Below are 24963 nucleotides of genomic sequence, written 5' to 3'. Positions count from 1 at the left end.
TAGAAGCGCGTGAGCGGCGCGCCCTAGCTTCGGGCCACCGAGTCCCTGGAGGCGACATGACAGTGCTGCTCGACGGCTTCGCCGTACCACCGCGCACCGAGTCCGACCACGCGGGCGGCCTCGCCGACCCGGCGACCGCGCTCATCCTGCGGGACCTGACCGAGAAGGTCGTCGACTACGAGTCCACCAACCCGGACCCGACCGGCACCACCCCGACCGAGCAGGACTTCGCCAAGGTCCGCCTGGAGATCTCCGGCCCGGACGGCGTCCGGCTGGGCGTCACCAACGGCGCCGGACGGATGCTCTACAAGCAGGACAACGGGAGTTTCCTCGCCTACTTCGGCGAAGAGATCACCCTGGACGACGGCAACGTCATCCGCGCGGGCGGCCTGGTGGACGACAGCAGGCTCACCGCGGGCGAGTGGGCGTCGTTCCCGGCCGTCGTGGTCGACGGACCGCTGCGCGGCGCCATCGGCTACCGGACCTTCCGACCGCTGCAGAAGGAGACGCACGACACCTACGAGTCCGCCATCGTCCTGTACCGGCCCTCGCTGCCATGACCCTGACGAAGCTGCCCAGCAGGCAGATCGGCTCGCTCACCGTCGGCGCCCAGGGCCTGGGCTGCCTCGGCATGACCGAGTTCTACGGCCCGACCGACGAGGCCGAGTCACTGCGGACCATCCACCGCGCCCTCGAACTGGGCGTGACCCTGCTCGACACGGCCGACGTCTACGCCTTCGGGGCCAACGAGGAACTGATCGGCAAGGCGATCGCCGACCGGCGCGACACGGCCGTGGTGGCCACCAAGTTCGGCGTGCAGCGACCGGGACCCGGTGTGGGCGTGGGGATCCGGGGCGACGCCGAGTACGTGCGATCCTCCTGCGAGGCATCGCTGCGCCGACTCGGGGTCGACCACATCGATCTCTTCTACTTGACCCGGGTCGACACCTCGGTGGAGATCGAGGAGACGGTGGGCGCACTGGCCGACCTCGTGCACGCGGGCAAGATCCGCGAGTACGGCCTGTCGGAGGCGGGCGTCACCACGATCCGACGGGCACACGCGGTCCACCCGGTGGCGGCGCTGCAGACCGAGTGGTCCCTGTGGTCACGCGACATCGAGCAGTCCATCGCCCCGGTGTGCCGGGAACTGGGGATCGCGATCGTGCCGTACGCGCCGTTGGGGCGCGGCTTTCTGAGCGGGTCCATCCGAACGGTGGACGTGCTGGGGGAAAACGACTTCCGACGAATCGCACAGCCTCGATTCCTCCCGGACAACCTGGCGACGAACCTCGCGCTGGTCGACCGGGTCGCGGCCCTGGCCGGGGCACGCGGGTTGACGGCGGCACAGTGGGCGTTGGCTTGGCTGCACCACCGGGGGCCGGACGTCGTGCCCATCCCGGGGACCAGGCGAAGGGGGAACCTGGAGGAGAACGTCGACGCCGCTTTCCTGGGGTTGTCGGCACCGGAGCTGGCGGCGATCGAGGCGGCGGTGCCTGCGGGGGACGTGGCCGGGGAACGGTGGAACGAGCACAGCATGAGCTTCATCGGGCTGTAGGGAACCGGACCTCTGACTCCTGGCTCCTGGCTCTCAGTTCTTCATCTCTCTCAGTTCTCGGTTCTTCAGTCTTTAGAAGCCGAGCCCGCTGGTACGCAAGACCCGTTACGTTTGTGCTCGATTGGGTGGACTGCCTTCGTGTGGGGGGAGGCGACCGCTAAACTTGACCTGTGGTGGGGATGCCCTTCTCCCCACGCTTTTCCCCACGCGGTCGCCTAGGGGCCCCACGCGAAGGCAGTCCAGCCAATCGAGCCTGCTCTTACTTGGGCTCGTCGTTTCGGGTGGCGTCGTGGGGTCGACGCCACGGGCCGCTCATCGTTGGGGCTGCCCGAGGAAAAGATGGGGGCTCGATCTAGTGAACTCGCTTCGTGTGGGGCCCCTAGAGCACCGCGGTGGAGAGAAAAGGGCAGGGTAAGGGCATCCCCACCCACGGCAAGTTTAGCGGCACTCTCCCCCCACACGAAGCAAGTCCACCAGATCGAGCATCCGTAACGGGACTTGCGTACCAGCGGGGTCGGCCTAACCGCTACGGTTTGATGGGCGGCGGGGGCGCCCTTCCGCTGCGGTGCCAGCTCGGGGACGGGATCTTGTTGTGTGCCAGCGGGGTTGACTTGTCCGCTGCGGTTGGGTGGTGGTGGCGTGAGGAGGGGCGGACCGGGTGGTCCGCCCCTCCTCTTGCGTGCGTGCTCTAGCTTCTTACTGTCCTAGTTGGACAGATGGATTGCTGCTGCCGGGCACAGGTATTCGGCCTTGCGGACCAGCTTTTCCTCGTCACCGGTCGGCTGGCGGACCACCAGGGCCAGGCCTTCCTCGTCGTCCTGGTCGAAGACGTCCGGGGCTGTGGCCAGGCATCTGCCCGCGCTGATGCACACGTCCCGGTCCACTGCCACGTGCAACGTCACCACTCCACCGGCAGCTCTAGGACTCGCTGGACGGTGCCGGAGCCGAGGATGGGGAGTTCGGAGACCGGCTTGGCCAAGCGGAGTTTGGGGAGGCGGGTGAAGAGGGCCTTCATGGCCACCTCCAGTTCCAGTCTGGCCAGGTTCTGGCCGAGGCACTGGTGGATGCCGAAGCCGAACGTCACGTGGTGGGGGTCTTCGCGGAGGATGTCGAAAGTGTCGGCCTCGTTGTGGACGGCGGTGTCGCGGTTGGCGAGGGTTCCCGACACCAGTACAGCGTCGCCCTCGCGGATGTGGTGTCCTGCGATCTCTATGTCGCCTTTGGCGACCCGCGTGGCTACCAGGTCCGTGGTGGCGACGAAGCGGAGGATCTCCTCGATGGCCGCCGGGAGCCGGTCGATGTCGTCGAGGAGCAGGGCGAGCTGGTCCGGGTGTTCGAGGAGCGTGATGATGCCCAGGGCCAGGGACGACGAGGTCGTCTCGTGCGCGGCGATCAGGAGCACCAGGGCGATCGACACCAGCTCGTCGTGGCCCATGTCGCCGGTCTGGACGCGTTCGCGGACGAGGGTGCCGAGGAGGCCGTCGGTGGGGTTGGCGATCTGGTCGGCGGTCAGGGCCTCCAGGTAGTCCACAAGGGACTGCGCGGCGGTGGCCGACTCCTCGCCGGTGCCGAGCATGACCTTGCCGCTGGCGTCCTGGAAGAACTCGTGGTCGGAGAACGGGACGCCGAGGTGCCTGCAGATCACCAGGGAGGGCAGCGGGATCGCCAGGAGGCTGATCAGGTCGGCCGGGGGGCCGGTCTCGACGATCTTGTCGACGAAGCCGTCGACGACCTGTTCGATCTCCGGGCGCATCTTGCGGACCTGGCGGAGGCTGAAGTGCGGGTTGAGGTACCGGCGATAGGTGTCGTGCACCGGGGGGTCCATCGCGATCAGCGCCAGGCTGCGCGCGATGCCGGACTTGAAGCGGGGTGCGACGATGGGGAAACCCGGGTGGGTGCGCTGGGACGAGAGGTTCGGGTGGGTGAGGATCTCCCGGGACTCCTTGTACCCGGTCACGATCCACGACTCCCGACCGTCGTACAGGGTCACCTTGAGCACCGGGCCCTGCTCGCCGATGGCGCGGTAGCCCTCCGGCGGCTCGTACGGGCAGGTGCGCTTCTGCGGATACGGCGGGGCTGCGCTCATGGGCTGGGTTCCTTCGGCGAGACGACGACGTGCTCTGCTGGCAGGTCGCTCGCGACGCTAGCGGCGCTGAACCCGTTGCGGCAACGGTGGTTCAGCGCCGCTTCAGCGGCGGGTTAGCCCGCTGCCCCGGCCACCGCGCGGCCGGGGGCGGCGGCGATCAGCTCCCTGGTGTACCAGTGCCGGGGACGGGCGAAGACCTCCGTCACGTCCCCGGACTCGACCACCTCGCCGTCGCGCATGACCAGGACGCGGTCTGCCACGTGGTGGACGACGCCCAGGTCGTGTGAGATGAACACGTACGCCACCCCGAGCCTGCGCTGCACGTCCACCAGCACGTCGAGCACCTGCGCCTGGATGGAGACGTCGAGCGCCGAGACGGGCTCGTCGCAGACGATCACCTCCGGCTCCGCCGCCAGCGCCCGGGCGATGGCGAGCCGCTGGCGCTGGCCGCCGGAGAGCTCGCGGGCCGGTCTGTCCACAGTGGCCTCGTCCAGGCCGACCAGGCCGAGCAGCTCCGGCACCCGGGCGTGGCCCGCCGGTTCGGCGACCACCTGGCGGGCGGTGTAGCGAGGGTCGAACGAGGACAGCGGGTCCTGGTAGATCATCTGGACCCGCCGTCTCGCCGCGCGGCGCTCCTTGCCGCGCAGCGCGGCCCAGTCTTGCCCGTCGAAGGCCACCGTGCCCGTGTCCGGTGCGACCAAGCCGAGGAGCATTCGGCCGACCGTGGTCTTGCCCGAGCCCGACTCGCCGACGATGCCGAGGGTCTCCCCGGCCCGCACCGTGAACGAGACGTCGCGGGCCGCGGTGATCGGCGCGCGGCCGCGGATCCGGAAGGCCTTCGCCACGCCGCGAACCGCGACCACCTCGCGGCCCGGTTCGGGGCGTCCACCCGGCTCGTCCAGCGACGGGATGGTGCCGGACAGGCTCCGGCCGCGGGTGGCCGCCGTCGGGATGGCGGCCAGCAGGGCCCGGGTGTACGGGTGGCGCGGGGCCGCCAGCACCTGGCTGGGTGGGCCCTCCTCCACGAACACGCCGTCGCGCATGACGTGCACGTGGTCGGCCAGTTCGGCGACGGCAGCCAGGTCGTGGCTGATCAGCAGCACGGCGGTGCCCGCCGCCGCGCGTTCGCGCAGCAGGGCCAGCACCTGCCGCTGGACAGTGGCGTCCAGCGCGGTGGTGGGCTCGTCGGCGATGAGCAGGTCCGGCCCGGCGGCCAGCGCGGCCGCGATGAGCGCCCGCTGTCGGAGCCCACCGGAGAGCTGGTGCGGGTACTGCCGCGCCCGCACCGCCGGTTCCGGGATCCCCGCCTGCGCCAACAGGTCCAGCACGGTCTCCCCGACCGCCGCGCGCGGCACGATCCGGTGCTCGCGCAGCGCCTCGGCCACCTCGGCGCCGACTCGTCGCAGTGGGTCCAGCGAGCCCAGGGCGTCCTGGACCACCAGCCCGATCCGCCGACCGCGCAGCTCGCGCCAGCGGCGGCCGAGGCCGGTCAGGTCGATGCCGTCGAAGGTCAGCTCGTCGGCCCGGATCCGCGCGGTCTCCCCCGCCAACCCGACGAGCGTCCGCGCGGTGACGCTCTTGCCCGAACCGGACTCCCCCACGATCGCGACCACCTGGCCGCGCTCGACGTCGAAGGACACCCCGCGCACCGCGGGAGCGCCGAAGTCGACCGCGAGCCCGCGCACCCGCACCAGCGGCCCGCTCATCGGCCCCTCCGTTCGATTCCACTTTGGACCCGGCCGCCGACCACCGTGATGGCCAGCACCGCGGCGGTGATCGCCAGCCCGGGGAACACCGCGGGCCACCAGGCGATCGAGAGGAAGTCCCGGCCCGCGGCGAGCATCGCGCCCCACTCCGCGGTCGGTGGCTTCGGGCCCAGGCCGACGAAGCTCAGCGACGAGCTGGCCACCACCATGGCGCCCAGGCTGACCGTGCCGAGCGCGAACACCGGTGGCAGCGCGTTGGGCACGATGTGCCCGAAGACCACCCGGGCGCGGCTCCAGCCCAGCCCGTGCGCGGCCTCGACGAACGCCGAACCGCGCAGCCGCAGCACTTCCGCGCGCGCGACGCGGGCGAACCCGGGCAGCGCGCCGACCGCGAGGCCGATCACGGCGGTGAAGCCGCTCGCGCCCATGACCGCGGCGACCAGGAACACCAGCAGCAGGCCGGGGACCGCGAGCAGCACGTCGAGCAGCCTGCTCACCAGCTGGTCGACGACCTTGCCGGACTGCGCGGCGAGGGTGCCGAGCAGGATCCCGCCCACCAGGGCGAGCGCGGTGGCGCCCAGGCCGATCAGCAGGGACGGCCGGACACCGTGGACCACCCGGGCGTACAGGTCGCGGCCGTTCTGGTCGGTGCCGAACCAGTGGTCGGCACCCGGTGGCGCCAGCGTGGCGCCCAGGTCGGCGGCGTCCGGGTCGGTGCCGGTGAACAGCTGCGGGAAGGCGGCGGCCAGCGCGAGCAAGACCAGCACCCCCAGGGCGATGGCGAAACCGAGCCTGCGCGGCCGGGCGGGGGCGACGACGGCCTCGGGCAGTGGCAGGGCCACGTTCGGCGGGGTCATGCCTGCCCCCTCGTCCGCGGGTCGGCGAGCCAGGCGAGGGCGTCCACCGCGATGTTGACCACCACGAACACCGCCGCGGCCAGCAGCACGACGCCGATCACCAGCGGCATGTCCTTGTTCTGCACCGCCGAGAGCACCAGCCTGCCGATGCCCGGGCGGGAGAAGACGATCTCGATGATCACCGCGCCGCCGATGAGCGAGCCGGTGATCCAGCCCAGCAGCGCGGTCACCGGGAGCACGGCGTGCCGCAGCACGTGCCGGGCCCGCAGGTCGGTCTCGCCGACCCCGCGCGCCCGGGCGCTGAGCACGAACGGCTCGTCGAGCACGCGGAGCAACCCGTCCCGCAGGACGCGGGTGACCACCGCGATCGGGTGCGCGGCCAACGCGATCGCGGGCAGCACCAACCCGTCGAGGCTCGAGGTGCCGATCGCCGGGAACCAGTGCAGGGAGAAGGAGAACACCGAGAGCAGCAGCAGGCCCAGCCAGAACGGCGGCACCGCGACGACCAGCGCCTCCACCGAGGAGAACAGCGAGCGCACCCACGGCCGCCGCTGCGCGCCGATCACCGCCAGCACCACCGAGGCGACCACGGTGAGCACGAGGGTGGCCGCCACCAGCGCCAGCGTCGCGGGCAGCTGCCCGCCGATGGCGTCCCACACCGGCCTGCGCAGCACGAAGCTGTCGCCGAGGTCGCCGGTGAGCAGCCTGCCCAGGTAGGTCAGGTACTGGTCGAGCAGGGAACCGTCGAGGCCGTACTCGGCGATGATCCGGTCCCGCACGGCCGGGGTGGCCTGCGAACGGGCCAGCAGTACGTCGACGGTCTTGCCCGGCATGGCGTGCACGAGGAAGAAGGTCGCGGTGACCGCCCCCCAGAGCACGCCCACCGAGCCGGCCAGCCGGACGGCCACCACCCTGGCGAAAGCACCGCCCCGCCGCGGCCGGGGGGCCGCAGCGGGGACGGTTTCGGGCTGTTGTAGTCCTATCGTCACGCGGTCAACCAGATCTCGTAGAAGTTGGGGCTGCCATCGGCGTCGAACTGGACCTGCTTGACGCCGCTGCGGGCGCCGAAGGTGACCCGGTCGGAGTAGACCGGGAACACCGCGGCGTCCTCGGTGATCTGCTTCTGCACCTCGCCGTAGAGCTTGAACTGCTCGGACTGCTCCACAGTGGACAGCGCGCGCTTGAGCAGGTCCTGGCTCTGCGCGCCGGTGTAGCGGGAGATGTTGTTGGCGATGCCGCGCTCGGCGGTGGGGATGTTCTCCGCGGCGAAGAGCACCCGCAGCACGTCCGGGCCCGACGCCGAGAAGCTGGTGTCGAGCAGGTCGTAGTCACCGGAGAGCAGCCGCTCGACGTAGGTGCCGCCGTCGAGGTTCTCCTCCACGGTCTCGATGCCCAGCTCCTTGGCGCCCGCCTGGATCTGGGTGGCGAGGTCGGTGATCGAGGCGTCGGACCACATGTGCCGCAGCTTGAGCCGCTTGCCGTCCTTGGTGCGGTAGCCCTCGCCGTCGCGGGCGGTCCAGCCCGCCTGGTCGAGCAGCTTGTTCGCCTTGTCCTTGTCCGTGGCGTACTCGCCCTGCAGGGCGGTGTTGAACGCCGGGGTGGTCGGCGAGATCACGCCCTTGGCGACCTCGAAGACGCCGAAGTAGACGTTCTTGACGATCCGGTCCCAGTCGATGCCCGCCCGAAGCGCCTTGCGCACCCGGACGTCGGCCAGCGGGCCGCTCGCGGTGTTGGGCCAGTAGCTGAAGTTGATCCCGGGGAACGGCTTGGCGTGCAGGGTGAACCCGGGCAGCGCGCCGAACTCCTTGGCGTTGGTCGGCGAGACGGAGGTGATCGCGTCGACCTGGCCGCTGGTGAGCGCGCCGAAGCGGGCGGTCTTGTCCGGGGCGACCTGGACCTTGATCGCCTCGAGCCAGGCGGGCCCGGTGTGCCCGGCGCCCTCCGGCGACCACTTGTAGTCGGGGTTGCGGACGTAGTCGATGCCCTGCTGGGCCACGAACCCGCCCGGGCTGCTGAACGGCCCGCTGCCGACGATCTTCGCGCACAGCGCCGCCGGGTCCTGCTTGAGCGTGGCGGGCGACTCGATGCCCAGGTTGGGCGTCGCCAGCGAGATCAGCAGCGTCGAGTCCGGCCGCTTGAGCCGGATCTCGACGGTGCTCGGGTCGACCGCCTTGGCCGACTCGAACGCCGAGAGCAGGCTCGAGGCCAGCAGCGACTTGGTCTCCGGGGCCACGACGTGCTCCAGGTTGGCCACCACGGCGGCGGCGTCCAGCGGCGCGCCGTCGGTGAACTTGACGCCCTCCCTGAGCTTGAAGTCGTAGACGAGCTGGTCCGTCGAGATGGTCCAGCTGGTGGCCAGCCAGGGCCGGATCCGGCCGCCGTCGTCCTGGCGCACCAGCGAGTCCACCAGCGGCCGGGTGAGCGCCCTGGCCGCCTCGGTGGGGCTCTGGTGCGGGTCCAGGCACTCCGGCTCGTTCTCGATGCTCAGCCGGAGCGTGCCGCCCGAGACGGGCAGCCCCGCCGGGTCGGCCTGGGCCCCGGAGTCGGGCCCACAGCCCGACAGGGTGATCGACAGGACCGCCACCGCGGCCGTCGAGACCGCGGTGGTCGCCGCGTTCCTGGTGTTGCGGAACCTCATAACCGACAAACCCGTCCTCACGAAGTGCTGACCCCGGAAGTGACCGGGGGCCCACACCCTCCCCGAACGGTCTAAAGCGACCCTGAACCCCTGGAGCGGCTCGGGACCCCACGAGCGGCGGGGCGCGTTGCGCTCACGAGGGCCGCTGTGGCACTCAGAGGGACGCGGTGACCTTGGCGAGCAGCTCGTAGGAGCGCACCCGGGCGTCGTGGTCGGGCACCTGGGTGAGCGCGAACAGCTCATCGGCGCGGGTGTCGCGCAGCAGGTCGCGCAGCCGCGGGCCGATGGTGGCCGGGCTGCCGACGAACTGCGGGTCGATCCGGCCGCGGCGGAACTGGTCCTCCTGCGGGGTGAACCGGTGCGCGGCGGCCTCCTCCTCGGTGGGCAGCAGGGTCGCCGGGTCCACGGTGCGCATCCGGATCTGACCGAGTACGAAGGCGTCGGCGAGCCGCTGGGCGCGCGCGTCGGAGTCGGCGGCCACGATGATCGCCGCCACCCCGGCGTACGGCTCGGCGAGCCACCGCGACGGGCGGAACGCGCCCCGGTAGGCGGCCAGCGCCTGGGCGGCCGGGCCGGGCACGATGGCGTGCGCGTACACGTACGGCAGCCCCAGGCTGCCCGCGAACGCGGCGCTGCCGACACTGGAGCCGACCATCCAGAACTCCGGCGGGGTCACCGGTTCCGGCACCGCGCGCACGCCCCGGTGGCCGGTGCCCGGCGCGGTCAGGTAGTCGACCAGCTCGGTGTACTGGTCGGCGAAGTCGCGCCCGCGCGGGTCGCCGAGCCGTGCCGCCGCCTCGGCCGAACCGCCCGCGCCGCGGCCCAGGCCCAGGTCGACCCGTCCCGGGTAGAGCGAGGCGAGCACGCCGAACTGCTCGGCGACCGCGAGCGGGCTGTGGTTGGGCAGCAGGACCGCGCCGGAGCCGACCCGGATCGTGGTGGTGGCGGCCAGGAGCTGGCCGGCGAGCACGGCGGGCGCGGAGGTGGCCAGGGCCGGGGTGCTGTGGTGCTCGGCGACCCAGTAGCGCCGGTAGCCCAGCTCGTCGACGGCCTTGGCCAGGTCGATGGTCCGGCGCAGGGCGTCGCCCGCGGTGTCGCCGCGCCAGACGGGGACGGTGTCGTGCACCGACACCGCAACTGCCTCGGTCATCTACTACTCCTGTCGTGGGACCGGGGCCCGCCGGGCATCCCGAGGCGGGCTCACCTTCTGTCCCGCAGTTAAGCTGAGGTCACCTCCGGTTGTCAACCGACTGCCGCAGCACCGCCGGTACCAGCCCGTCGGCGGCGTCGAGCCGCAGGTGGGAGGGGATCTCGATCACTGTTTCGAGTTCGTGCCGGTGGTCTTGACCGCCGTCGGTCGGCGTGGTGGCGGCGAAACCGTAGTGCGGGTAGAGGTCGGCGACCTTGGCGTTCTTGGCGGTAGGACGGAACTCGCCGAGCACGGAGCGGAAACCCGCCAGTCTCGCCGCGGTGAGCACGGCCGAGAGGGCGGCCTGCTCGATGCCGCGGGCGAAGACCCGGCAGCTGAGCAGGAAGTTGTCCACGCGCAGGTCCTCGTCGTCGGTGCTCAGCAGCAGCGCGCCGACGATGCCGTTGGCGCCGAACCGGTCGGCGGAGGTGATGGTGAGGACCCGTTTCGCGGGGTCCTCGGCGTAGGCGGCGATCTCGTTCGGCTGGAGCCTGCGAGTGGTGAGGTTGAACTGGTTGGTGCGCAAGGTGAGCTGGGCGACCCGGGCCAGTTCGGCGTCGGTGGCCGGGGCCAGCCGGACGGTGATCCCCAGCCCGGCGAGGAAGTCGCCGACGCCGTCGGCGGCGGAGAGGAACTCCGCGCGGGCGGACTCCTCGTGGTAGCGGGTGGTCCGGACCCGGTCCTCGGCGGTGACCTCGGTGCTGGCGAACCAGTCGTCGGCGAGCAGCCTGCCGACGTGCTCGGCCGGGTCGCCCGCGAGGTGGATCACGGTGACCTCGGGCAGTTCCGCGCGGACGGCGGCGCACTCGTGCGCGCTGTCATCGGCGAACACGACACTGTCCAAGCCGAGGTTCAGCCCCGTGGCCAGTTCGCGCAGGCTTTGCGCCTTGGGCCCCCAGTTCGCACTCACCCGGACGAGGTCCTCGGCGCGTACCAGCAGGTCCGGGTGTTCCTTGAACGCCGCCAACACGGTGTCCGCGTCGTTCTTGCTGACCACCGCGAGCAAGATGCGTTGCGCCTTCAGTTGCACCGCGAGGCGTTGCACCGCTTGGAAAGCCTCCCCTCGCGGGGTGTGCGCCACCTCGATCCCTGTCACCCCGTCGTCACCGAGCACTCCACCCCACAGGGTGTTGTCGAGATCAAGGGCGAGCACCTTCTTCGCCCGGCCGGTCCGTGCGCGCGCGAGATGCGCGAGATCGCGCGCGTAAGCGGACTGGAGGGCGTCGGAGAGGTGCGCGTGCACGTAGGTGGCGAAGCGCGGGTCGGACAGCGGGCGGGCCTCGGCCAGCAGCGGGTCGAGGTCGAGCACGGCGACCGGACCGGGTTCGGCGCCCAGGGCGAGCAGCTCGGCGTTGGCGGCGCGCCAGGCTATGCCGAGCCGGGCGCGGGCGGGGTGGTCGAGCAGGCGGGCGGACCACTCGCGCGGGAGTGGGATGGTGTTGAACACCAGCGTTCCGGTGCCGTGCGCGCGGAAGCGGTCGGCCAGCCGCCGCCACAGGGCGAGCTTCTCGGCGAGGACGCGCTCGACGTCGGCGACGGTGAACGAGGTGCCGACCTCGTCGAACACCGCGCGGTGGTCGAGCACGGCAACGGTGAGGTCGGCCCGATCGGCGTAGAGACCGCTGCCGGGGTCGTCGAGGTCTTGGGCGTACGCGCCGAAGTCGGCCACGCGCACCCGGGGCGCGTAGCCGTGCCGGGTGAGCTCGGCGGTGAGGGCGGCGCCCAGCGTGTTGACCAGGCCGTGACCGGTGATGGTCACGTCGATCCTGGGCAGTCGCGGGTGGCGCTCGCGGACGGCCTCCGGGTCGACGCCGGCCAGCAGGCGGGCGGCGACCGCGGTGTCCTGTTCGGACAGTCCGGCGAGCAGGGCGGGCAGCCGGTCGTGGTGCTCGGCCAACGCGCCCGCGCGGTGCAGGGCGCGCACCTCGTCGAGTGGGGTCTGCGTCATGGCTGGTCCTCGGCTCGGACGGCAACCGGGTTCGGTTGCGGGCTGGGCGGCTCGGGGGTGCGGCGGCTGGGGGTGCGGCGGCTCAGGCGGTCGCGGGTTCGGCGGCGAGGTCGCACAGCGAGCCCACCAGCGCGGTGATGGTGCGGTGGTCGAACAGCGCGCTGGGCGGGATGGCCAGGCCGGTGGCGTGGTTGAGCCGGTTGGTGATCTCCAGCGCGCCGAACGAGGTGATCCCCAGGTCGGTGAACTGGGCGTCCGGGCCGAGCGCGGCCGGGTCGTGGCCGAGCACGTGGGCGACCGAGTCGCGCACGATCGGCAACAGCACCTCGTGCTGCTCCCACGCGGGCAGGTCGCGCACCGACACCACCGGCTCGTCCGGCTCCGGGTCACTCCCCCGCGCCGCCACCGGCTCCTGCTTGAGCCAGTACGCCCGGTGCTGGAACGGGTACGTGGGCACCGCGGCGGGTTCGGCCCCCGGGCCCTCTCCGAGCACGGCGGCCCAGTCGACGACCAGACCGCGCTCGTGTGCCGCGCCCAAGGCGGACAGCACCGAGGTGGCCTCGGCGGCCGGGTGCCGGATGGCCGGGATGACGGCGATGTCGCGGGAGTCGGCCACGCAGTCGGCGACCACGCCGGTCATGGTGGCGTCCGGCCCGATCTCGACGAAGGTGTCCACGCCCAGCTCGCGCAGCGCGCCGACGCCGTCGTGGAAGCGCACCGGCCTGCGCACGTGCTCGGTCCAGTAGTCGCCGCCCGCCAGGTCGGCCAGGTCGACCACCCGACCGGACACATTGGACACCAGTGGGACGCGCGGCGCCGTCGGGGTGAGCTCCGCCGCCACCTCGGCCAGCCCGGGCAGGGCGGCGTCCATGTGCGCGGAGTGGAACGCGTGGCTGACGGTCAGGGCCTTGACCCGGAATCCCTTGCCGCGCCACCAGGACGCGAGCACCCGGATCTGGTCGGCCTCGCCGGAGATCACCGTGGCCCGGGGGCCGTTGACCGCGGCGATCTCCGCTTGACCCTCCACAATGGAGCGCACTTCGGCCTCGGCGGCGCGGATCGCCAGCATGGCACCGCCCTCGGGCGCGCCCTGCATGGCCGCGGCGCGCACGGCCACGAGCTTGGCGGCGGCGGTCAGCGGCAGCACGCCCGCGACGTGCGCGGCGGTGAGCTCGCCCAGCGAGTGCCCGATCACCGCGTCCGGCTCGACGCCCCAGGCGCCGAGCAACCGGGTCAGGGCCACCTGGAAGGCGAACAGCGCGGGCTGGGTGAACTCGGTGCGGTCGAGCAGGGCGGCGGCCTCGGTGCCGTCCTCGGCGTAGACGACCTCGCGCAGTGACGGGCCGTCGGCGAAGACCTTGCGGGCCTGGTCGACCGCCGCGCACGCGGCGTCGAACGCCTCGTCGAACACCGGGTAGGCGTCGGCCAGCTGCTTGCCCATCCGGGCCCGCTGGGTGCCCTGGCCGCTGAACACGAACGCCACCCTGGGCGCCGCGGCGACCTGGCCGGGGCGCAGGGCGCCCAGTGCCTTGTCCAGTTCGGCCGCGGTCGCGCCCACGGCGACCGCGCGGTGCGCGAAACCGGTCCGGTGGGTCACCAGGGCACGGGCCAGTGCGGCGGGATCGTTGTGGGGTAAGGACTCCCGCAGTCGGACGGCGAGGTCTTGGACGGCCTCAGGCGTCTTGCCGGATAGCACCAGCGGCACGACCGGGAGCGGTTCGGGGGTGGCGGCGGCGACCGGTTCGGCCTCCTCGATGACCAGGTGCGCGTTCGTGCCGCTGATGCCGAACGAGGACACCCCGGCCCGCCGGGGCCGGTCGCCGCGGGGCCACGGCCGGGCCTCGGTGAGCAGCCGCACCTGGCCCGCGGACCAGTCGACGATGTCGCTGGGCCGCTCGGCGTGCAGGGTGGGCGGGAGCACGCCGTGCCGCAGCGCCTCCACGACCTTGATCACCCCGGCGACACCGGCGGCGGCCTGGGTGTGGCCGATGTTGGACTTCACCGAGCCCAGCCACAGCGGCGCGCGCCGATCGGGGTGCGCGCCGTAGGTGGCCAGCAGCGCGCCCGCCTCGATCGGGTCACCCAGGGCGGTGCCGGTGCCGTGCGCCTCCACCGCGTCGACCTCGGCGGCGGTGAGGCCCGCGGCGGCCAGCGCGGCGGTGATGACGCGCTGCTGGGCCGGGCCGCTGGGCGCGGTCAGGCCGTTGCTGGCGCCGTCCTGGTTGATCGCGCTGCCCTTGAGCACCGCGAGCACCGGGTGGCCGTTGCGCCGGGCATCGGAGAGCCGTTCGAGGACCACGAGCCCGCCGCCCTCGCCGAAACCGGTGCCGTCGGCGTTGTCGGAGAACGGTTTGCAGCGGCCGTCGGCGGCCAGACCGCCCTGCCGGGCGAAGTCCCCGAACACCCGCGGCGTGGCCATGACCGTCACACCGCCCGCGATGGCCAGGTCGCACTCGGAGCGGCGCAGCGACTCGGCCGCCAGGTGCAGCGCGACCAGCGACGACGAGCAAGCGGTGTCGACGGTGATCGCCGGGCCGTGCAGCCCGAGGGAGAACGCGAGCCGACCGGAGGCGATGCTCGCCGCGTTGCCGGTCATCAGGTAGCCGTCGAGGTCCTCGGGCGCGGCACCCGGCGGCGGCGCGTACTCCTGGTAGATCACCCCGGTGAACACCCCGGTCCGGCTGCCGTGCAGGGTCCCGGGGACGATCCCGGCACGTTCCAGCACCGCCCAGGACAGCTCCAGCAGCAGCCGGTGCTGCGGGTCCATCGCCAGCGCCTCGCGCGGGGCGATGCCGAAGAACCCGGCGTCGAACCCGGCGGCGTCGCCGAGGAACCCGCCCCTGGGCACCGGGACGTCCGGCCAGCCGCGGTCGGCGGGGAACTCGCCGAGCGCGTCCACGCCGTCGGCCACCAGCCGCCACAGCCCCTCGGGCGAGTCGGCGCCCGGGTAGCGGCACGCGGTGGACACGATGGCCACCGGCTCGCGCAGCGCGGCCAGCTCGGCCCGGGCCTTGGTCAGCTCGCTGGTGGTCCACTGCAGGTACTCGACCAGCTTGTCCTCGTCAGCCATGCGGCGTCTCCCCCACGGTCGGCGATCTCAGGTGCGGAGTTGGGAATCGATGAAGGCCAGCAGCGCGTCGGCGTCGGCGGGCGGGCCCGGGACGTCGGGCGCGACCGGTTCCGGCGCGGTGGGCACCAGCTGGTGGGCCAGGTGCTCGGCCAGCGCCGACGGGGTCGGGTGGTCGAACACCAGGGTGGCGGGCAGCCGCAGGCCGGTGGCCCGGCCGAGCCGGTTGCGCAGCTCCACGGCGGTGAGCGAGTCGAAGCCCAGCTCCTTGAAGCTGCGCTCCCGCTCGCCCGCGCCGGTGGTGGCGGTGTGCCCGAGCACGGCGCGCACGGTGCCGTGCACGACGTCGAGCACGACCTGCTTGCCCGCGCCCGGCTCGGCGCCCGCGAGCCTGCTCGGCAGGTCGTCGACCGGGACGTCCACTTCGGACTCCTCGACCAGGCCGCGCAGCACGGCGGGCAGGTCCGCGGCTCGGGCCAGCCGCGCCAGGTCCAGCCGCACGGCGACCACGGCCGGGTCGGGCGCGGTCAGCGCGGTGTCGAAGGTCGCCAGGCCGCGCTCGGGGCTGAACGGGAGCAGACCCGAGCGGGCCATCCGGGCCTGGTCGGCGGCCGAGAGGGCACCGACCATCGCGCTGTCGGCCTGCCAGAGGCCCCACGCGACGGAGGTAGCGGGCAGGCCGGTTCGGGCGCGGTGGGTGGCTAGCCCGTCGAGGGCGAGGTTGGCCGCCGCGTAGGCGCCTTGACCGGGGGTACCGACGAGCGCGGCGGCCGAGGAGAACAGGACGAACGCGGCGAGGTCGGCGTCCCGGGTGAGGCGGTGCAGGTGGCGCGCGCCGTCGACCTTGGGGCGCAGCACCGACTCCAGGCTCGCCGGGGTCAGCCGGGCCAGGGTGGCGTCGTCGAGCACACCGGCGGCGTGGATCACCGCGGTGAGCGGGCGCTCGACCGCCTCGATGACGGCCGCGACGGCGTCGCCGTCGGCCACGTCCACGGCCGCGAAGGTCGCTGTAGCACCGAGTTCAGCGAGTTCGGCGCGCAGGGTGGCGGCGGCCTCGGAGCGCTCGCCGCGCCTGCTGAGCAGCAGCAGGTGGCGCGCGCCGTGCTCGGTCACCAGGTGCTTGGCCACCAGGCTGCCCACACCGCCGGGCGCGCCGGTGATCAGGACGGTGCCATCCGGGTCCAGGGCGCGCGGCACGGTCAGCACGACCTTGCCGACGTGCCTGGCCTGGCTGAGGTGGCGGAGGGCGTCGTCGGCCCGCGTGATGTCCCACGCGGTGACCGGCGGTGGGACGAGGGTCCCGGCGGCGAAGAGCGCGGCCAGGTCGGCGAGCATGGCGCCGATCCGGTCCGGGCCCGCCTCCACCAGGTCGAAGGCCCGGTAGCGCACACCACGGTCGGCCAGCACGACGTCGGCATCGCGGACGTCGGTCTTGCCCATCTCGACGAACCGGCCACCCGGGCGCAGCAAGCCCAGCGAGGCGTCCACGAACTCACCGGCCAACGCGTTGAGGACGACGTCCACCGGACGCCCGGCGAAATGGTCTACAAAGGACAGGTCGCGGGAGTTCGCGATGTGCTCGTCGGACAGGCCCGCGGCCCGCAGCGCGGGCCACTTGCCCTTGCTCGCGGTGCCCAGGACGCTGATCCCCCAGTGCCGGGCCAACTGCACGGCCGCGCCACCGACGCCACCCGCGGCCGAGTGCACCAGCAGGGTCTCCCCCGGTTGCGTGTCGGCGAGGTCGCGCAGGCTGTAGTAGGCGGTGAGGAACGCGGCCGGGATACCCGCGGCCTGGGCGAAGGTGAGGCCCGCTGGGATCGGGGTGAGCAACCGGGCGTCGGTGACCGCGATCGGGCCGATGCCGCCGACCAGGCCCATGACCCGGTCGCCGGGGGCGAGACCGGTGACGTCCGAGCCGACCGCGAGCACGACACCGGAACTCTCGGTGCCCAGGTCGGCGCGGCCGGGGTACATGCCCAGCGCGAGCATGGCGTCCCGGAAGTTGAGGCCTGCGGCGCGCACGGCCAGCCGGACCTCGCCGGGGGCCAAGTCGCCCTCCGGCTTGGGGCTCAACGCGAGTTCGGCGAGGGAGCCGCCCTCGGCGGTCAACCGCCACGACGGTGCGTCGGGCACGCGCAGGGCCTGCGGCAGCGGGCGCGCCCTGGGCGCCAGGACCCGACCGTCGCGCACCGCCACCTGCGGCTCGCCCTCGACCAGGACCGGGCCGACGCTGATGGTGCCAAGGTCGCCTGTGCTGCCGTCGACCAGGACGACCCGGCCAGGCTCCTCGGACTGGACGCTGCGCACCAGTCCCCAGACCGCCGCGCTGGTGACGTCGACGTCCTCGCCCGGGATGGCGGCCACCGCCCCGGTGGTGCGGACGGCGAGCACGCTGTCGCGCAACCGGTCGTCGGCCAGCGCGTCCCGCAGGGCGGTGACCAGGGCGGTCAGCACCGGGGCGGGCTCGTCGGCGGCCGGGACGTCGAAGACCACGACGCGGGGTGCCGGGTCCGGCACGGCACCGGAGGTCCACGTCCAATCCGGCCCGTCGACCGGGGTGGGAGTCACGGGCTCCCAGTCGACGCGCAGGAGCGGGATGGCGTCGGGGCGGTCAAGCTCGGTGGTGTCGACGGCGCGGAAGTCGACGGTCACCTCGGCGACCGGCGTGCCGTGGGCGTCCGCGAGCCTGACGCGCACCGCGTCGCCGGCACGGGTGAGCCGGACGCGCAGACGTCCGCGCGCCGAGCCGTGCCGGGTGAAGTCGCGCCAGGTGAAGGGGAGCCGGACGGTCCCGGGAGCGCTGTCGTCGAACCAGTCGGTGGCGCCGACGGCGTGCAGGGCGGCGTCGAGCAGGGTCGGGGCGAGCGCGAAGCCGGTGGGGCCGTCGAGCAGCTCGACCTCGCCGAAGACCTCACCACCCGCGCGCCAAGCCGCCTGGAGGCCGCGGAAGGCGGGGCCGTAGTGGTAGCCGGCGGCGGCGAGTTCGCTGTAGAGACCATCGACCGCGAGGGGCTCACCGGGCGGCCACTCGGGGAACGCCTCGACGGTGACCGTGCGGGCCGAGGCCGTGCCTGCGGCGTTGACCACCCACTCCGCGCCGAGTGGGTCCGTCGAGGACTGTCGTGAGTGGACAGTCACGGACCGGGTTCCGCCGTCGTCCGCGCCCACGACGACGTGGATCTCCGTCTCGCCGTCGAGGGTCAGCGGGCGGTGCAGGACCAGTTCGTCGAGGGTCGGGAACCCCAGCAGACCGGCGGAGTGCGCGGCCAGCTCGGCGAGGACCGCGCCCGGGACGATGACCGTGCCCGCGACGGCGTGGTCTGCCAGCCAGGGTTGCGCGGCAAGGGAGAGCGTGCCGAAGAGCAGGAGCCCGTCGACCGAGCGGACGACCGAGGTGAGCAGTGGGTGACCCGCCGTGCGGCGCTGGGGCGCGGCGGGGGCGAGCCAGTGCCGCTGCCGGTCGAAGGCGTAGCCGGGCAGGTCGAGCACCCGTACGCGCGGTGCGCCCAGGTGTGCCGACCAGGACACCGCGACACCGCGGACCCACGCCTCGGCGACCGAGGCCAGCACCCGGTCCAGGCCGCCGTCCTCGCGGCGGAGGGTGCCGAGAACGGTGGCCGAGTCATCGAGCTCATCGAGAATGCCCTGCACTCCCACCGACACCACGGGATGCGGGCTGATCTCGATGAACACCTGATGCCCGTCGGCGAGCGCGGCGCGGACGGCGGGCTCGAGCTGGACGGTGCCGCGCAGGTTCCGGTACCAGTAGCCGGGCTGGAACAGCTCGGCGTCGGCCTCGGCGCGGGCGCCGGTGACAGTGGAGTAGCAGTCCGCGGTGAGCTCGCCCAGCTCGACGGCGGGCAGTACGCGGTGCAGCTCATCGGCGAGCGCCTCGACGTGCGGGGAGTGCGAGGCGTAGTCGACGTCGACCAGCCGGGTCCGCACACCGCGAGCGTCGAAGGCAGCCTGAACTCGGGCGACGGCGGCCGGGTCACCGGCGACGATCGTCGAGTTGGGCCCGTTCAGGGCAGCGACGGCGACAGTGTCGCCCTCGGCGAGCAGCGCGATCCGGACGTCGGCCGCGGGCGCCGCCACCGACAGCATGGCCCCTTGGCCCGCGATCGCCCGGAGCGAGCGGCTGCGCAGGGCGGCGACGGCGGCGGAGTCGGCCAGGGTGAGCCCGTTCGCGGCGAGCGCGGCGGCGATCTCGCCCTGCGAGTGGCCGATCACGGCCGCGGGCTCGACACCGAACGAGCGCCACACCGCGGTGAGCGCGGTCATCGTCGCCCACAGCGCGGGTTGCACCACGTCGACCGTGCCCGCGGCACCCGAGCGCAGGTGGTCGAGCAGCGACCAGCCGGTGTGCGGTTCGAGGGCGGCGGCGCACTCGGCGAGGCGCTCGGCGAAGGCGGGCGAGTCGGCGAGCAGCGCCGTGGCCATGCCCGCCCACTGCGCGCCCTGGCCCGGGTAGAGGAACACCGGGGCGTGCGTGCCGGTCGCGTGGCCGGTGACGACAGCCGGGTCGGGTTCACCCCGCTCCAGCGCGGACAACGCGGCAACAGCCTGGTCGCGGTCGGTGGCGACGATGACGGCGCGGTGGTCGAACGACGGTCGCGACCAGGCCAGTTCGGCCGCCACGGTCGCCAGATCGTGTTCGCTGTCGGCGAGGAACTCCCGCAGGCCACGGGCGGCAGAGCGCAGCGAGCGCTCGGTGCGCGCGGACAGCACGAGGGGCACCGGACCGGACGCGACCGCAGGCGCGGCGGGCTCGGGCGCGGGCTCCTCGATGATCACGTGCGCGTTCGTGCCGCTCATCCCGAACGCCGACACCCCGAACCGGCGCGGCCGGTCGGCGCGGGGCCACGGGGTGTTCTCGGCCAGCAGCTCGATGCCGCCGGTCCACTGCACCCGGCTGCTGGGCGCGTCCACGTGCAGGGTCTTGGGCAGCACACCGTGCCGCAGCGCCTGCACCATCTTGATCACGCCACCGACCCCGGCCGCCGCCTGGGTGTGGCCGATGTTCGACTTCAGCGAGCCCAGCCGCAGCGGCCGCTCGCGGTCGCGGCCGTAGGTGTTGAGCAGGGCGTTCGCCTCGACCGGGTCGCCGAGCGTGGTGCCGGTGCCGTGCGCCTCCACCGCGTCCACATCGGAGGTGGTCAGCCCGGCGGTGCGCAGCGCGTCGGTGATCACCCGCTCCTGGGCGGGCCCGTTCGGCGCGGTGAGGCCGTTGCTGGCGCCGTCCTGGTTGACCGCGCTGCCCTTGAGCACCGCCAGTACCGGATGGCCGTTGCGCCGGGCGTCGGAGAGCCGTTCCAGCAGCAGCAGGCCGACACCCTCGCTGAAGCCGGTGCCGTCGGCGGCGTCGGCGAACGCCCGGCAGCGCCCGTCCGGGGAGAGCCCGCGCTGGCGGCTGAACTCGACGAAGGTCGCCGGGGTGGCCATCACGGTCGCGCCGCCCGCCAGGGCGAGGTCGCACTCGCCGTCGCGCAGGGCCTTGGCGGCCAGGTGCATCGCGACCAGCGAGGACGAGCAGGCGGTGTCGACGGTGAGCGCCGGGCCGCGCAGGCCCAGGGTGTAGGAGATCCGGCCGGAGGCCACGCTGCCCGCGCTGCCGGTGCCCAGGTAGCCGCCGTGCTCGCCGGGGTCGGCTTGGGCCCGGCCGCCGTACTCGGTGTAGATCAGTCCGATGTAGACACCGGTGTCGCTGCCGCGCAGACCGGTCGGGTCCAGGCCCGCGCGCTGGAAGGTCTCCCACGCGGTCTCCAGCAGCAGCCGCTGCTGCGGGTCGGTCGCCCGGGCCTCGCGCGGGTTCATCTCGAAGAAGTCGGCGTCGAAGCCCGCGACGTCGGCGAGGAACCCGCCGCGCCGGGCGTAGGACGTGCCGGGGTTGTCCGGGTCGTCGTCGAAGAGCGCGTCGAGGTCCCAGCCGCGGTCGCCGGGGAACTCCCCGATGGCGTCCACACCGGACTCGACCAGCCGCCAGAGCCGCTCCGGGGAGTCGACTCCGCCGGGGTAGCGGCAGCCCATGGACACGATGGCGATCGGCTCGTCGGTGCTCGCGCGAACGGGTTCCTGAGCGGCGGGCGCGGCGACCGAGGCCAGGTGGCGGGCCAGGTCGATCGGGGTCGGGTGGTCGAACACCAGGGTCGCGGGCAGCCGCTCGCCGACCAGCTTGCCGAGGTGGTCGCGCAGCTGCACGGCGGTCATCGAGTCCAGGCCGAGGTCGCGGAACGGCCGGTCGGGGCGGATGGCCGCGGGCGAGTCGTGGCCGAGCAGGCCCGCGACCGCCTTGCGGACCGTGTCGAGCAGGGCGGCGACACGGTCCGCATCGGACAGCCCGGCCACGCTCCCGGCGGCCGCGGCCCGGCGTTTGACCGCCGAACGGGGACGCGGGACGGGTGCCGCGGTCTCGGTTACTACAGCGTCGGGTGCGGCTCGGAAGGCGAGCCGGTCGACGGTAAGCACCGGGAGCCCGGCCGCGTCCACGGCGATAATCGTGACCGCGTCTTCGCCCGCGGGCGTGATGCGCACGCGCAGTTCGCGGGCGCCGTCGGCGTGCAGGTGGACACCGGCCCAGTCAAACGGCGTGACGACCGAGACCGAGTCACCGTCGGCCCGGGCGAGCCGGTCGAAGTACACGGCCTGGATTGCCGCGTCGAGCAGGGGCGGCGCGAGGGTGAAACCGGGCTCGACACCCTCCGGCAGCTCGATCTCGACGAACAGGTCTTCGTCGTGACGGGACACCGTGCGCACGGCCTTGGACTCGGGGCCGTAGGTGACGCCGAGCGCGGCCAGATCGGTGTATCCGGTCTCGATCGCCTCCGCGTGCTGAGGCCACGCGAATCCATCCACAGTGGATTCTTGTTGCGCCGTGAGCGTTCCGGTGGCGTGCGCACGCCAGGGGCTTTGGTCGTCGGGGCGGGTGTGGATGGTCAAGCGGGCGCTGTCGGCGTCCAAGTCGACGGTGGCCTGCACGGCCAAGCCGCGCTCGGGCACCTCGACCGGCGCGAGCAGCGTCAGGCCGTCGAGGCTGGGCAGGCCGAGTCGGTCGCCGATCGTGAGGGCGAGGTCGACGAGTGCGCCCGCGGTGAGCGGGGTGCGGTCACCCAATCCGTGCGACCGGGTCCACGTGGTGCCGCCCGGGATGCGGCCGGTGGCCAGGGCGGTGCGGCCGTCGGCGGCCTCGACGACGGTGTCGAGCAGCGGGTGGGCGTCGGCGGCCAGGTCGTTCGCGCCCACGGTGTCGAGCCAGTACCGGCGCTCCTGGAACGCGTAGGTCGGCAGGTCGACGCGGTTGCCGCCGGTCCAGGCGGACAGGTCGACGGAGACGCCGACGGTGTGGGCGTGGCCCGCGGCGACCAGGAACCGGTCCAGTCCGCCGTCGTCGCGGCGCAGGGTGGCCACCGCCTCGGCGTCGGGCGCGGTGTCGCGCACGGCGGAGGTGAGGACCGGGTGCGGGCTGATCTCCAGGAACACCCGGTGACCGTCCTCGACCAGGCCCGCGATGGTGTCGCGCAGCCGCACGGTCTCGCGGAGGTTGTCGTACCAGTAGCGGCCGTCGAGCAGTGCTGTGTCCAGCGGACCCGCGATGACAGTGGAGTGGAAGGCGATGGCGGCGGCGCGGGGGCGGACGCCCGCGAAGTCCGCGAGCAGGCGGTCGCGCAGCACCTCGACCTCGGGCGAGTGGGAGGCGTAGTCGACCGGGATCAGTCGGGCGCGCACCCCTTCGGCCTCGTACTGGGCGACCAGGGCGGTCAGGGATTCGAACGGACCTGCGACGACGGTCGAGCGCGGTCCGTTGACCGCGGCGACCACGGCGTCGGTGAGCCTGGCGCGCACCTCGTCCACTGTGGACTCGATGGACGCCATCGTCCCGGTGCCCGCGATACCCGCGATGGCCTTGGCGCGCAGCGCGACGATCCGCGCCGCGTCGGCGAGGTCCAGCGCGCCCGCCACGTACGCGGCGGCGATCTCGCCCTGGGAGTGCCCGACCACCGCGGCCGGTTCCACCCCGACCGAGCGCCACAGCGCGGCCAGACCCGCCATGACCGCGAACAGCGCGGGCTGCACGACGTCGACCCGCGTCGGCACCTCGTCACTCGCCAGCACCTCAAGGAGGTCCCAGTCGACGTGCGGTGCTAGCGCCTCGGCGCAGCGGTGCACTTCGGCGCGGAACGGCTCGGAGTCGACCAGCAGCCGCGCGGCCATACCGGCCCACTGCGCGCCCTGGCCGGGGAAGACGAACACCGGCCGCTCGGTCCGACCGGCCACCCCGGTCGCAACGCGCGGGGACGGGAGATCCGCGGCGACCGCGGCGAGCGCCTGGTCCAACTCCTCGGCCGTGTTGCCCACCACGACGGCGCGGTGGGTGAGTCGGGCGCGAGCGGTGGCGAGGGTGTGCGCCACATCGGCTGGCGCGAGACCGCCGAGCCGCTCGCGCAGGCGGTTCGCCTGAGCGCTCAACGCTTCCGAGGTGTGGCCCGCGAGCAGGAACGGGACCGGGCCGGAGGTCGCCGTCGGCTCGGGGGCGAGGTGCGCGGGGGCCTGTTCGAGGATCACATGGGCGTTGGTGCCGCTGATGCCGAAGGAGGACACCGCCGCGCGCGACGGGCGGTCACGGTCGGGCCAGGGGGTCGGCTCGGTCAGCAACGACAGTCCGGAGTGCGTCCACGACACGTGCGGCGAGGGCTCGTCCACGTGCAGGGTCTTGGGCAGCACACCGTGCCGCAGCGCCTGCACCATCTTGATCACGCCACCGACCCCGGCCGCCGCCTGGGTGTGACCGATGTTGGACTTCAGGGACCCGAGCCGGACCGGGTCACCTACCGGGCGGTCGGCGCCGTAGGTGGCCGCGAGCGCGCCCGCCTCCACGGGGTCGCCGAGCGCGGTACCGGTGCCGTGCCCCTCGACAGCGTCCACATCGGACGGTGTGAGCCCGGCGTCGGCGAGCGCGGCCCGGATGACCCGCTGCTGCGCCGGGCCGTTGGGCGCGGAGAGCTGGGTGCTGGCACCGTCCTGGTTGACCGCGCTGCCGCGCAGGACCGCCAGCACGGGGTGGCCGTGCTTCTTGGCGTCGCTGAGCCGTTCGATGAGCAGCAGCCCGACGCCCTCGGCCCACCCGGTGCCGTCGGCGGCGGCCGCGTAGGCCTTGCAGCGGCCGTCCGGCGACAGGCCGCGCTGGCGGCTGAACTCGATGAAGGTGTTCGGGGTGGCCATCACGGTCGCGCCGCCGACGAGGGCCTGCGCGCAGTCGCCCCGACGCACCGCCTGAGCGGCGTAGTGCAGGGCCACCAGCGACGACGAGCACGCGGTGTCCACGGTGATCGCCGGACCCGCGAGGCCGAAGGTGTACGCGATGCGCCCGGAGGCGATGCTGCCCGCGCTGCCCAGGCCGATGTAGCCCTCGAAGCCGTCTGGCGCGTGCGCGTGCCGGGAGCCGTAGTCGGAGTACATCAGGCCGACGAACACACCGATCCGCTGCCCGGCGAGCGAACGCGGGTCGAGCCCGGCCCGCTCGAAGGTCTCCCAGGCGGTCTGCAGCAGGAGGCGCTGCTGCGGGTCGACGGTGAGCGCCTCGCGCGGGCCGATGCCGAACAGCTCGGCGTCGAAGTCGGCCGCGTCGTGCAGGAAGCCGCCCTCGGCGGCGTAGCTGGTGCCCACCCGGTCGGGGTCCGGGTCGACGAGGTCGGCCAGCGGCCAGCCCCGGTCGGTCGGGAACGGGGTCACCGCGTCCCGCTCGGCGCGCAGCAGCTCCCACAGGTCCTCGGGCGAGCGCACCCCGCCGGGGTAGCGGCAGGCCATCGACACGATCGCCAACGGCTCCCGCGCGGCGCCCTCCACGGCCGCGAGCCGCTCCTGGGTGCGCACCAGCTCCGTGGTGGCCCGCTTGAGGTAGTCGCGAAGCTTGTCCTCGCCCG

Annotated in this window: 10 protein-coding genes and 2 pseudogenes; 2 read left to right on the top strand and 10 right to left on the bottom strand. The window is 73.3% G+C overall.

Annotated elements, in window-relative coordinates; genetic code table 11:
* Positions 1 to 56: 56 nt before the first annotated feature.
* Both QSK30_RS21890 and QSK30_RS21885 read left to right on the top strand, forming a co-directional pair.
* Positions 57 to 560 carry an allene oxide cyclase barrel-like domain-containing protein gene (locus tag QSK30_RS21890; RefSeq protein ID WP_285505375.1) on the top strand — a complete coding sequence of 168 codons (504 nt, stop codon included), beginning with the start codon at positions 57 to 59 and terminating at the stop codon, positions 558 to 560.
* Positions 557 to 1555, top strand: coding sequence for an aldo/keto reductase (locus QSK30_RS21885; protein ID WP_285505373.1), 999 nt, complete (start codon positions 557 to 559; stop codon positions 1553 to 1555). The genes QSK30_RS21890 and QSK30_RS21885 overlap by 4 nt, the downstream gene beginning before the upstream one ends.
* Before the next feature lie 704 nt (positions 1556 to 2259).
* Here the strand turns inward: QSK30_RS21885 and QSK30_RS21880 are convergent.
* The 10 genes and pseudogenes from QSK30_RS21880 to QSK30_RS21835 all read right to left on the bottom strand — a co-directional run.
* A complete protein-coding gene (locus QSK30_RS21880; RefSeq protein WP_285505371.1) occupies positions 2260 to 2457 on the bottom strand; it encodes a ferredoxin in 198 nt (65 codons plus the stop codon).
* Complete coding sequence (locus QSK30_RS21875; RefSeq protein WP_285505369.1) at positions 2454 to 3641, bottom strand: cytochrome P450; 1188 nt, start codon at positions 3639 to 3641, stop codon at positions 2454 to 2456. The genes QSK30_RS21880 and QSK30_RS21875 overlap by 4 nt, the downstream gene beginning before the upstream one ends.
* A 113-nt stretch (positions 3642 to 3754) precedes the next feature.
* Positions 3755 to 5347: a dipeptide ABC transporter ATP-binding protein gene (locus QSK30_RS21870; protein WP_285505367.1), complete on the bottom strand. Its 1593-nt coding sequence runs from the start codon at positions 5345 to 5347 to the stop codon at positions 3755 to 3757.
* Complete coding sequence (locus QSK30_RS21865; RefSeq protein ID WP_285505366.1) at positions 5344 to 6204, bottom strand: ABC transporter permease; 861 nt, start codon at positions 6202 to 6204, stop codon at positions 5344 to 5346. The genes QSK30_RS21870 and QSK30_RS21865 overlap by 4 nt, the downstream gene beginning before the upstream one ends.
* Complete coding sequence (locus QSK30_RS21860) at positions 6201 to 7112, bottom strand: ABC transporter permease (RefSeq protein WP_285505364.1); 912 nt, start codon at positions 7110 to 7112, stop codon at positions 6201 to 6203. Before QSK30_RS21860 ends, QSK30_RS21865 begins: the two co-directional genes overlap by 4 nt.
* Positions 7113 to 7189: 77 nt before the next feature.
* Positions 7190 to 8842: an ABC transporter substrate-binding protein gene (locus tag QSK30_RS21855; RefSeq protein WP_285505362.1), complete on the bottom strand. Its 1653-nt coding sequence runs from the start codon at positions 8840 to 8842 to the stop codon at positions 7190 to 7192.
* Positions 8843 to 8996: 154 nt separating this feature from the next.
* Positions 8997 to 9992 (bottom strand): LLM class flavin-dependent oxidoreductase, encoded by a 996-nt coding sequence (locus QSK30_RS21850; protein ID WP_285505360.1) that lies wholly within the window; start codon positions 9990 to 9992, stop codon positions 8997 to 8999.
* Between the two features lie 79 nt (positions 9993 to 10071).
* On the bottom strand, positions 10072 to 11979 hold the full coding sequence (locus QSK30_RS21845; RefSeq protein WP_285505358.1) for an HAD-IIIC family phosphatase: 1908 nt from the start codon (positions 11977 to 11979) through the stop codon (positions 10072 to 10074).
* Between the two features lie 82 nt (positions 11980 to 12061).
* Positions 12062 to 15037 (bottom strand): annotated as a pseudogene (locus QSK30_RS21840) (type I polyketide synthase); the annotation flags it as partial.
* A 39-nt stretch (positions 15038 to 15076) separates the two neighbouring features.
* Positions 15077 to 24931, bottom strand: a pseudogene (locus tag QSK30_RS21835) (type I polyketide synthase); the annotation flags it as partial.
* Positions 24932 to 24963 lie beyond the last annotated feature (32 nt).

The organism is Actinokineospora sp. NBRC 105648 (assembly GCF_030269645.1).
In the GTDB taxonomy this organism is placed as follows: Bacteria; Actinomycetota; Actinomycetes; order Mycobacteriales; family Pseudonocardiaceae; genus Actinokineospora.
The sequence above is the reverse complement of the archived record's forward strand: the minus strand, read 5'-3'. Positions and strand labels throughout refer to the sequence as shown.